The following is a 10,756-nucleotide window of genomic DNA, read 5'->3' on the forward strand; positions in this document are numbered from 1 at the left end:
CGATGGCGCCGGCACTACGCCAGTTGCACCGCCAACTCCCGCCCTCTCTCCCAACCGGCTGCCTCGGCGTCTTCCGGCGTCTTGAAGTGGGCGGTCGGCGGCGCGGTTTCCACCAGCGTGCCGGCGGCGCGGATATTGGTGCCCGGACGGCAGACGCGCACCGTGTACTCCCACTCGATCGGCGAACGGGGTTTCACCAGCACCTGGATCTCGTGCGTCTCGAAAACCCTCTTCTTCCATTCACTGCTATAGGCCATGTCTTGTCTCCTGTGCTGCCGGCGACCCTTGGCCCGGGTCAGTTCACCTCGCCGGCATCGATTGTGCGCATGGCGGCCGCCTCGGCCAGTGCCAGGGCCGCCTCCGGGGTGGCTGCCGCGCCGGTCTCCGACTCGAAAGTCGGCCCGCTGGGCTCGCCGAACGCGTCGGCGATCGTCACCACCCCCGAAAACCCGCCTCCCGCATGCGGTACTGCCCGCGCCACCACCGCGTAACCACCGTATTCGAACTGTGTCACCATGGCGCGCTCCTCGTCGTTGACCGGCATCGTCCGGCGTGGATGCCCGGACACCCTAGACACTATAGGATGTGATCGCCGCCCGCCCCGAACACCTGGGCCCGCAGCTTGGCCAACTGGTCGCGCACCTGGGCGGCCTTCTCGAATTCGAGATTCTTCGCATGGTCGAGCATCTGCTTCTCCAGCCGCTTGATCTCCTTCGCGACCTGCTTCTCGCTCATGTCCTCGTATTTCGCGCGCTCGGCGGCGGCGCTCAGCTCCGCGCGGACCTCGTTCGGGTCGTACACCCCGTCGATGATGTCCTTGATCCGCTTGACCACGCCGCGCGGCGTGATGCCATGGGCCTCGTTATGGGCAATCTGCTTGATGCGGCGCCGTTCGGTCTCGTCGATCGCGCGTTTCATCGAGTCCGTCATGCGGTCCGCATAGAGGATAGCGGTGCCATTGACGTTCCGGGCGGCGCGGCCGATGGTCTGGATCAGCGAGCGCTCGGCGCGCAGGAAGCCCTCCTTGTCCGCATCGAGGATGGCCACCAGCGACACCTCGGGAATATCGAGGCCCTCGCGCAGCAGGTTGATCCCCACCAGCACATCGAAGGTGCCGAGGCGCAGGTCGCGGATGATCTCCACGCGTTCCACGGTGTCGATGTCCGAGTGCAGATAACGCACCTTGACGCCGTTCTCGGACAGGAATTCGGTCAGCTGCTCGGCCATCCGCTTGGTCAGCGTGGTCACCAGCACGCGGTCGCCGGCCTGCACGCGGATGTTGATCTCGGATAGCAGATCGTCCACCTGGGTCGTGGCCGGGCGCACCATGATGATCGGGTCGACCAGGCCGGTCGGCCGCACCACCTGCTCCACCACCTGCCCCGCGTGGTCCTTCTCGAACTGCGCCGGCGTGGCCGAGACGAACATCACCTGGCGCATCTTGCGTTCGAATTCGTCGAACTTCAGCGGCCGGTTGTCCAGCGCGGACGGCATCCGGAAACCGTATTCCACCAGCGTGGTCTTGCGCGCGCGGTCGCCGTTGTACATGCCGTTGAGCTGGCCAATCAGCACGTGGGACTCGTCGAGGAACATCAGCGCGTCCGGCGGCAGGTAATCCACCAGCGTCGGCGGCGGCTCGCCCGGCTTGGCGCCGGAGAGGTGCCGCGAATAGTTCTCGATGCCCTTGCAGAAGCCCAGCTCCGAGAGCATTTCCAGGTCGAAGCGCGTGCGCTGCTCCAGCCGCTGCGCCTCCACGAGACGATTCTCCTTGTAGAAGAAATCGAGCCGCTCGCGCAACTCCACCTTGATGTCCTCGATCGCGCGCAGCACGGTCTCGCGCGGCGTGACGTAGTGGCTCGACGGGTAGACCGTGAAACGCGGAATCTTCTGACGCACGCGCCCGGTCAGGGGGTCGAAGTACTGGAGCGAATCGACCTCGTCGTCGAACAGTTCCACGCGCACGGCCATCTCGGCGTGCTCGGCGGGAAAAATGTCGAGCGTGTCGCCGCGCACGCGGAAGGTGCCGCGCTGGAAATCGGTCTCGTTGCGCGTGTACTGCATGGCGATCAGCCGCGCGATGATGTCGCGCTGGCTCAGCTTGTCGCCGGTGCGCAACGTCAGAATCATCTTATGGTATTCGCTCGGATTGCCGATCCCGTAGATCGCGGAGACGGTCGCCACGATAATCGTGTCGCGCCGCTCGAGCAGGCTCTTGGTGGCCGACAGCCGCATCTGCTCGATATGCTCGTTGATCGACGAGTCCTTCTCGATGAACAGGTCGCGCTGCGGCACGTAGGCCTCAGGCTGGTAGTAGTCGTAGTAGCTGACGAAGTACTCGACGGCGTTGCGCGGGAAAAACTCGCGGAACTCCGAGTACAACTGGGCCGCAAGTGTCTTGTTCGGCGCAAAGACGATGGCCGGCCGCCCCATGCGTGCGATGACGTTGGCCATGGTGAAGGTCTTGCCGGACCCGGTCACGCCCAGCAGGGTCTGGAACGACAGGCCGTCCTCGACGCCCTCCACAAGCTGGCGGATGGCCTCGGGCTGGTCCCCGGCGGGCGGGAACGGCTGGTAGAGCTGGAACGGCGACCCCGGAAAGGTGACGAATTTGTCTTCGTCCAGGACCGGGGCGACTTCGGCGAGATTCGTCATAGGGTAGGGAAAAACCTGAGGAAAAACTGGCGGATACGCTAGAATCTTGGGGTTGCGCGGACCCGCTTCAAGCATTGTGGCATCACGCTACTGTCAGTTCCTGTCAGTAGGAGTAGGGCCCTCGACGCGATCCGCCAGCGCAGCCCGAAGCATTCTACGCCCTCCGTTTTGTTACACAGCTGACCACGAGAATCCAAATGAGTTTGTTTTCTGCCGTCGAGATGGCCCCGCGCGACCCGATCCTGGGCCTGAATGAAGCCTTCAATGCCGACACCCGCTCCACCAAGGTGAACCTGGGCGTTGGCGTGTACTTCACCGACGAAGGGAAAATTCCCCTCCTGCGCGCCGTGCAGGAGGCCGAAAAGGCTCGCCTGGCCAGCGCCACGCCGCGCGGCTACCTGCCGATCGAAGGCATCGCCGCCTACGACCAGGCCGTGCAGACCCTGCTGTTCGGCAAGGAATCGGCCCTGATCACGGAAGGCCGCGTTGTGACGGCCCAGGCACTTGGCGGCACCGGTGCCCTGAAGATCGGCGCCGACTTCCTGAAGCGCCTGTACCCGGATGCCAAGGTCGCCATCAGCGACCCGAGCTGGGAAAACCACCGCGCGCTGTTCGAATCGGCCGGCTTCCCGGTCGTGAACTACGCCTATTACGATGCCGCCAGCCACGGCCTGAACTTCGCCGGCATGGTGGAATCGCTGAAGTCCTACGCGCCCAACACCATCGTCGTGCTGCACGCGTGCTGCCACAACCCGACCGGCGTGGACCTGTCGGAAGCCCAGTGGAAGCAGGTGGTGGAACTGGTCAAGGAACGCAACCTGATCCCATTCCTGGACATGGCCTACCAGGGCTTTGCCGATGGCATCGACCCGGACGGCGCCGCCGTGCGCCTGTTCGCCGATTCCGGCCTGCCGTTCTTCGTCTCCAGCTCGTTCTCGAAGAGCTTCTCGCTGTATGGCGAGCGCGTGGGCGCGCTGTCGATCGTCACCACGAGCAAGGAAGAAGCCCAGCGCGTGATGTCGCAGGTCAAGCGCGTGATCCGCACCAACTACTCCAACCCGCCCACGCACGGCGGCACGGTGGTGGCCACGGTGCTGAACAGCCCCGAGCTGCGTGCCATGTGGGAGCAGGAACTCGGCGAAATGCGCGACCGCATCAAGCTGATGCGCCATGCACTGGTGGACAAGCTGGCCGCCAAGGGCGTGCCGGGCGACTTCTCGTTCGTGAAGGCCCAGCGCGGCATGTTCTCGTACTCGGGCCTGACCACCGACCAGGTGGACCGCCTGCGCAACGACCACGGCATCTACGCCGTGGGTACGGGCCGGATCTGCGTGGCTGCGCTGAACAGCCGCAACATCGACGCGGTGGTCAACGCCATCGCCGCAGTGTACTAAGCATCACAGAACGACAGCTTCGGCGCATTGCACCAAAAAGCAACACGCCGATTGCACCCGTTCTGACGCAGTGCCACAAGAAAGGCGACGGGGAGGCCACTCCCGGTCGCCTTTTTGTGTCTGTACGTGTCTGTCACCACGAATTCAAGCCAATGTCCTATTGTCTTCACCGCTTGTCGGCGTACTTTGGAAGCGTATGCTGCAAAGCACGACCGTTCGATTGCGGGCATAATCCATCGGGCACAAACGCCCGACAGAAAGGCAACAGGTACCGGCATGCTTTACCAACTGCACGAATTCCAGCGCTCCATGCTGAACCCGCTGACCGCCTGGGCTCAGGCGACGGCCAAGACCTTCACCAACCCGCTCAGTCCGCTTTCCCTGGTGCCGGGCGCACCCCGCCTCGCGGCCGGCTACGAACTGCTCTACCGGCTCGGCAAGGAATACGAGAAACCCGCCTTTGACATCAAGTCGGTGCGCTCCAACGGCCGGGACATCCCCATCGTCGAGCAAACCGTGTTCGAGAAGCCGTTCTGCAAGCTGGTGCGCTTCAAGCGCTACGCGGACGACCCCGAGACCATCAAGCTGCTCAAGGACGAGCCCGTGGTGCTGGTCTGCGCCCCGCTCTCCGGCCACCACGCCACGCTGCTGCGCGACACCGTGCGCACGTTGCTGCAAGACCACAAGGTCTACGTGACCGACTGGGTCGATGCGCGCATGGTCCCGTCCGACGTCGGCCCGTTCCATCTGTCTGACTACATTTATTACATTCAGGAATTCATCCGCCACATCGGCGCGGATAACCTGCATGTGATCTCGGTCTGCCAGCCCACGGTGCCAGTGCTCGCCGCGATCTCGCTGATGGCCTCCAACAAGGAAACCACCCCGCGCACGATGACGATGATGGGCGGCCCGATCGACGCCCGCAAGAGCCCCACGGCGGTCAATTCGCTGGCGACCAACAAGTCGTACGAGTGGTTCGAGAACAACGTCATCTACACCGTGCCGGCGAACTATCCGGGCCACGGCCGCCGCGTCTACCCGGGCTTCCTGCAGCACGCCGGCTTCGTGGCGATGAACCCGGACCGCCACCTGTCCTCGCACTATGACTATTACCTGAGCCTGGTCGAGGGCGATGCGGACGACGCCGAGGCGCACGTGCGCTTCTACGACGAGTACAACGCCGTGCTCGACATGGCCGCCGAGTATTACCTCGACACCATCAAGGAAGTGTTCCAGGAATTCCGGCTGGCGAACGGCACGTGGGAAATCGACGGCGCGCTGGTGCGTCCGCAGGACATCAAGACCACGGCCCTGCTGACCATCGAAGGCGAACTGGACGATATCTCCGGCGCCGGCCAGACCGCGGCCGCGCACGACCTGTGTACGGGCATTCCCAAGGCCAAGCGGCATCACATCACCGCGCCGAAGGCCGGCCACTACGGGATTTTCTCGGGCCGCCGCTGGCGCGAGAATATTTATCCGGAACTGCGCGATTTCATCCGTAAATCCCGCTGAAGCCAGTCGGAAGCCGAATGCGAAAATGCCCGCGATGACCTCGCGGGCATTTTTGTTTTTCCCGACCGGGATAACCGCTCAGCGCTTCTGCAGGAAGGCCAGCAGCATGTCCGTATGCAGCTCGGCAAAGCGCGCGTGCTCGTCTTCCGAGGCCACGTCGCGGCCAATCACCGCGCTGATGGTGTAGCGGTTGGAGAGCACGTAGTAGCCCAGCGCCGAAATGGTCAGGTAGAACTGGGGCACGTCCACGTTGTCGCGGAACAGGCCCTGCTGCTGGCCGCGCCGGATGATGTCCGCCAGCACGTTGACCACCGGATTGATCAACTGATGCAGCTGGGCGGACTTCTTCAGGTGGCGCGCCTCGTGCAGGTTCTCGCTGTTGACCAGGCGGATGAACTCGGGGTGCTGGTAATACCAGTCCCAGACAAAGCGCGCCAGCGTGCGAACGGCCGCGACCGGGTCTTCGTCGGTCACATGCAGTTGCTCCTCGGCGGCGCGGAACTCGGCGTACTGCTTTTCGAGCACGGCCAGGAACAGGCCTTCCTTGCTGCCGTAGTAGTAATAGAGCATCCGCTCGTTGGTCTCGGCCCGGCGGGCGATCTGGTCGACGCGCGCGCCGGCCAGCCCGCCCTTTGCGAATTCTTCGGTGGCGGCGGCCAGGATGCGCCGGCGCGTGCCTTCGGGATCCCGCTTGGTTTTTGGCTCGTTTGACATGGGTTCCGGAGTCGGTCGGTTGCGCGGGATTATATGGCACGGCCGAGCACATATTGCTCGTGTCTCGTGCAAAGATCCGCCACATATCGCCCAAACGGGTGAGGCGACGGCGTGGCGCGCCAATCATCGCCGGTTCTGCCGTTTCGGGAAATCGGGGATAATCCTTGCCGCGCACACGCCCGCAGAGGCGTGCAGAAGCGTTAGCCGTCCCTCACATCGTTCCTCGCAGTCGTGACCATCACCCTCACCGCCGCCGCCACCCTGGCGGACCGCCTAGAAGCCCTGCTGCCGCAAACCCAATGCACCAAATGTGGGTTCGACGGCTGCCGCCCGTACGCCGAGGCCATGGCCCGGGGCGAGGCGGCGCCCAACCGCTGCCCGCCGGGCGGCACCGAGGGCATCGTGCGGCTGTCCGCCCTGCTCGGCGTGGCGCCGCGTGCGCTGGACCCCGAGCACGGCGTGGAGCAGTCGCGGGCCGTGGCGCGTATCGACGAATCGCGCTGCATTGGCTGCACGCTCTGCATACAGGCCTGCCCGGTCGATGCCATCGCCGGCGCAGCCAAGCAGATGCACACCGTGCTGCCCGACTGGTGCACCGGCTGTGATCTCTGCGTGGCACCTTGCCCGGTGGACTGCATCGACATGATTCCGGTAACGGGCGAAAAGACGGGCTGGGCCGCGTGGTCCCCCGCGCAGGCCGACGCCGCCCACACGCGCTACCTGGCGCGCCGCGCCCGGCTGGTGCGCGAGCGCGAGGAGAACGACGCACGCCTGGCCGCCAAGGCCGCGGCCAAGCTGGAGGCGCTGCAGGCGGAACCCGTGATGTCCGATGCCGAGCGCGCCGCCCAGGAACGCAAGAAGGCGATCATCCAGGCCGCGATCGAGCGCGCGCGCCAGAAACAGGCGGCCGCCACGCCGCGCAATACCGAGAATGTGTCGCCGGCCGTGCAGGCCCAGATCGACGCCGCCGAGGCCCGCCGCGCCAAGGCCGGCCTGACGCAGGCGCCTCCCGACAACAACAAGAAGCCTCCCGACGCATGAACGCCGCCAAGACCCGCGCCATCTTCGAAACGCTGCGAGACGTCAATCCAACCCCGGCCACGGAACTCGAATACAGCTCCCCCTTCGAGCTGCTGATTGCCGTGCTGCTCTCCGCGCAGGCCACAGACGTGGGCGTGAACAAGGCCACGCGCCTGCTGTTCCCGGTGGCCCACTCGCCCCAGCAGATGCTGGCGCTCGGCGAGGCGGGGCTGATCGATTACATCAAGACCATCGGCCTCTACAAGACCAAGGCCAAGCATGTGATCGAGACCTGCCGGATTCTGGTGGAGCGGCATGACGGGCGCGTGCCGCCAGACCGCGAGGCGCTGGAGGCCCTGCCCGGGGTGGGCCGCAAGACGGCCAACGTGGTGCTCAACACCGCGTTCGGCCAGCCGACCATTGCCGTGGATACGCACATCTTCCGCGTCTCCAACCGCACGGGGCTGGCGCCGGGCAAGAACGTGGATATCGTCGAGCAGAAGCTGCTCAAGGTGGTGCCGAAGGAATTCCTGCACGACGCGCACCACTGGCTGATCCTGCATGGGCGCTACGTCTGCAAGGCGCGCAAGCCCGAATGCTGGCATTGCGCCATCGAGCCGCTGTGCGAGTTCCGCGAGAAAACGCCGGCACCAAGCGCCTAGCCCCGGCGCCGAAGGTATAAGCCCCGGCGCCGGCGGGGATCAGACGATCCGGCAGGCTTCGTCGAACGACAGGCGCGGGCCGCGCGGATGCAGTTGGGCGGCCTCGCCATAGCCCAGGTTCACCAGGAAGTTCACCGACCACTTGCCATCGGGGAAGAACGCCGCGTTGACCTTGGCGGCATCGAAACCGCCCATCGGGCCGCAGTCCAGACCTAGTGCGCGGGCGGCCAGGATGAAGTAGCCGCCTTGCAGCGAGCTGTTCATCAGCGCATCGCGCGCGATCTTTTCGGTGTTGCCGGCGTACCACGAGCGGGCGTCGGCATGCGGGAACAGCTTCGGCAGCTGGTCGTGGAAGTTGTTGTCGAAGGCGATGATCGCGGTGACCGGCGCCGAGCGGGTCTTCTCGACATTGCCGGCGGACACGCATTCCACCAGCCGCGCCTTCTCGGCGGCCGACTTCACGAACACGATGCGGGCCGGGCTGCTGTTGGCGGCGGTCGGGCCGAACTTCATCGCCTCATAGATCTGCTGCAGCAGGGCGTCGTCCACGTGCTTGTCCTGCCACACGTTGTGCGTGCGGGCATCGGTGAACAATTGTGCGAGAGCTGCCTGATCGATGGATTTCATTGCGCGTCTTCCCATTTTCCGGATGAAAGAAAGCGCGATTGTACCGATGGGTGCGCGGAAAACCCAACAACGGCTTTCACGATGTCCCTCAAATCCTTTCGTCGACGGCGGCGCCTGACTAGGCGCTTGACTAGGTGTCCGACCGGGCGTCCACCTGCGGCGTGCCGCTGGCGCGGCGCGTGAGCCACAGTACGCCGGCCAGGATCAGCCCGCCGCCGATGGCCTGCGTGGCGCCGATGTGCTCTCCCAGCAACATCGCCGCCAGCAGCACCGTCACCACCGGCTCCAGCGTGGACAGCATCGACGCCCTGGAAGCCCCCAGCCGCTGCAAGCCCGCGAAGAAGGTCAGGATGGCCAGCACCGTGGAGACCAGCGCGATGGCGATCAAGGCGAGCCAGCCGCCCGCGTCGCCCGGAAACTGCGGCGGCACGCCGGCGCCGGTGCGCAGGATGCCCACCGTCACATAGACCAGCGCTGCCGCCGTACAGATGACCGTGGTGGTGGCGATGGCGTTGACGCCAGCCGTTACGCGCGCGCCCACCACGATATAGATCGAGTAGATCACCGCCGCCGCCACGCCCAGCGCGATGCCGAGCGGGCTGCCCTCCCCCCCGCCCACCGTCAGGCCGGCGCCGACCGAGCACAGCACCAGCGCGATTACCGCCGCGTTGGTCAGCCGCTCCTTGAGAAAGATCGCAGCAAGGATGGTCACGAACAGCGGATAGAGATAGAGCAGCAGCGCCACGAGGCTGGCCTGCGCGTAGTTCAGCGCGGTGAAAAAGCAATAGGACTGGCTGACGTAGCCGATGCCGCCCATCGCCGCCAGCGCCAGCACGCGCCGCCACGGCGGCAGGCGGATGCCGCGCGTGCGCATGACCACGGCCATCGCAATGGCGGCGAGCACGAAGCGCACCGCCAGCAGGCCATAGACATCCGCGCCGGCGGCATAGGCGTAGCGCGCGAAGATCGCCATGGCCCCAAAGGCGCTGGCGGACAGCGCAATCATCAGCACGCCGGCGAGCGTGTGGCGGGCCTGGCCGAGGGTGGCGGAAGCGGTCATGGGTGGCGCAAGGAGCAGGAAGCGGGAACCGGGAAGCCCGCATTCTACTTGCGCGCGGCGGGCGGCCGGCAGCGTTCGGGGGCCTCGTTTACAATACCGACCATCATGTTCAATCCCTCAAGAGAAGAAGTCCGCCGGTTCTTCTGCGAAGCGTGGCAGAAGCGGGTGGCGGGCAATGTCCTCACCCCGCTCGAAGTGATGGCCGTCGACTGGATCGACGAGCATCCCGAATACCAGCCGCTGCTGACCGATACCGAAGGCGCGCTGACGCGCGACTACACGCCCGAGGGCGGCCAGACCAATCCGTTCCTGCATCTGGCGATGCACCTGTCGATCTCCGAACAGGTGTCGATCGACCAGCCGCCCGGCATCCGTACGGCGTATGAGGCACTTTCGCGCCGACTCGATTCGCCGCACGAGGCCCAGCACCAGATCATGGAATGCCTCGGTGAAATGCTCTGGAACGCACAGCGCACCGGCATGCCGCCGGATGGCCAGGCCTACGTGGACAACATCCGCCGCCGCGCCGCCGGCTAACCGGCCTTATCCAGCACTTTTCACACCAACAATTCGTCACAAGATGCCCGCGAGCCACGTGTTAGGCTGTCGGGCATTCCAAACTCTGACGTGTCCGCGGACCCTGCTCCGACGTGACGCGCACGCATCCATGTCTCTCTCCGTGCCTCGCCGCGCCGGCTTCGGCAGCGCGGCGCTTATTTCGTTCGCCCTGTTGGGTCCGGTTTCCGCGCACGCCGCCGTATCGCTGCTGCAACCGCCGCGCGTCATCGACGGGACGCGGCCCTTCACGCTCACGCTGCTGGTCAGCGCCGACCAGTCGATGCGACGCTACGCAGTGCCCGAAACGCTCCAGGTGAGCGCCACCGGCGACCTCGCCGCGCCCGTGCGGATCGACATGAAGCGCACCGGCGGCGGCCCGTCCGTGCTGAACCTGCGCCACGGCGACATCCGCACCATCACCTATACCGCCGACTGGCCGGACGGCATGCGCGGCCAGGTGCGGCTCGACGTGGCCGGCATCGACGCCGCGCCGGTGGTCGTCACGCTGAACCGCGCGCCGCTGCCGGGCGAAGTCCCCGCCGCGCCGACCG

The 10,756-nt window shown here is 65.6% G+C and carries 11 protein-coding genes and 1 pseudogene; 6 read left to right on the forward strand and 6 right to left on the reverse strand.

Annotated features, from left to right (window positions below; all coding sequences use genetic code 11):
- Positions 1–14: 14 nt before the first annotated feature.
- From KHO18_RS22620 to uvrB, 3 genes are read right to left on the reverse strand one after another with little or no spacing between them, the layout of a single operon-like run.
- On the reverse strand, positions 15–257 hold the full coding sequence (locus KHO18_RS22620; protein ID WP_211943935.1) for a hypothetical protein: 243 nt from the start codon (positions 255–257) through the stop codon (positions 15–17).
- Positions 258–295: 38 nt separating this feature from the next.
- Positions 296–517 carry a hypothetical protein gene (locus KHO18_RS22625; protein ID WP_144196108.1) on the reverse strand — a complete coding sequence of 74 codons (222 nt, stop codon included), beginning with the start codon at positions 515–517 and terminating at the stop codon, positions 296–298.
- 59 nt (positions 518–576) lie between these two features.
- Entirely contained in the window at positions 577–2,652 is a 2,076-nt protein-coding gene (uvrB, locus tag KHO18_RS22630; protein ID WP_144196110.1) for an excinuclease ABC subunit UvrB, read from the reverse strand.
- 197 nt (positions 2,653–2,849) lie between these two features.
- On the opposite strand from uvrB, the gene KHO18_RS22635 reads away from it, so the two are divergent.
- On the forward strand, positions 2,850–4,046 hold the full coding sequence (locus KHO18_RS22635) for an amino acid aminotransferase (RefSeq protein ID WP_144196112.1): 1,197 nt from the start codon (positions 2,850–2,852) through the stop codon (positions 4,044–4,046).
- A gap of 276 nt (positions 4,047–4,322) precedes the next feature.
- Positions 4,323–5,564, forward strand: coding sequence for a polyhydroxyalkanoate depolymerase (locus tag KHO18_RS22640; RefSeq protein ID WP_211943936.1), 1,242 nt, complete (start codon positions 4,323–4,325; stop codon positions 5,562–5,564).
- A 78-nt stretch (positions 5,565–5,642) separates the two neighbouring features.
- Here KHO18_RS22640 and KHO18_RS22645 read toward each other — a convergent pair whose 3' ends face one another.
- Positions 5,643–6,278, reverse strand: a complete 636-nt coding sequence (locus tag KHO18_RS22645; RefSeq protein WP_144196116.1) for a TetR family transcriptional regulator — start codon at positions 6,276–6,278, stop codon at positions 5,643–5,645.
- Positions 6,279–6,509: 231 nt separating this feature from the next.
- Here KHO18_RS22645 and rsxB point away from each other — a divergent pair, with 231 nt between their 5' ends.
- Positions 6,510–7,319 carry an electron transport complex subunit RsxB gene (gene rsxB / locus KHO18_RS22650; RefSeq protein ID WP_144196118.1) on the forward strand — a complete coding sequence of 270 codons (810 nt, stop codon included), beginning with the start codon at positions 6,510–6,512 and terminating at the stop codon, positions 7,317–7,319.
- A complete protein-coding gene (gene nth / locus KHO18_RS22655) occupies positions 7,316–7,960 on the forward strand; it encodes an endonuclease III (protein WP_211943937.1) in 645 nt (214 codons plus the stop codon). The genes rsxB and nth overlap by 4 nt, the downstream gene beginning before the upstream one ends.
- 39 nt (positions 7,961–7,999) lie before the next feature.
- On the opposite strand, the gene KHO18_RS22660 is transcribed toward nth, so the two are convergent.
- Positions 8,000–8,587: a malonic semialdehyde reductase gene (locus KHO18_RS22660; RefSeq protein ID WP_144196122.1), complete on the reverse strand. Its 588-nt coding sequence runs from the start codon at positions 8,585–8,587 to the stop codon at positions 8,000–8,002.
- Positions 8,588–8,717: 130 nt separating this feature from the next.
- Positions 8,718–9,647: a DMT family transporter gene (locus KHO18_RS22665; protein ID WP_144196124.1), complete on the reverse strand. Its 930-nt coding sequence runs from the start codon at positions 9,645–9,647 to the stop codon at positions 8,718–8,720.
- A gap of 105 nt (positions 9,648–9,752) precedes the next feature.
- Here KHO18_RS22665 and KHO18_RS22670 point away from each other — a divergent pair, with 105 nt between their 5' ends.
- Together KHO18_RS22670 and KHO18_RS22675 are read left to right on the forward strand one after the other, a co-directional pair.
- Positions 9,753–10,184 carry a DUF1841 family protein gene (locus KHO18_RS22670; protein ID WP_144196126.1) on the forward strand — a complete coding sequence of 144 codons (432 nt, stop codon included), beginning with the start codon at positions 9,753–9,755 and terminating at the stop codon, positions 10,182–10,184.
- A 130-nt stretch (positions 10,185–10,314) separates the two neighbouring features.
- Positions 10,315–10,756 (forward strand): annotated as a pseudogene (locus KHO18_RS22675) (phospholipase A); the annotation flags it as partial.

It is taken from the genome of Cupriavidus campinensis, from assembly GCF_905397395.1.
In the GTDB taxonomy this organism is placed as follows: domain Bacteria; phylum Pseudomonadota; class Gammaproteobacteria; order Burkholderiales; family Burkholderiaceae; genus Cupriavidus; species Cupriavidus campinensis.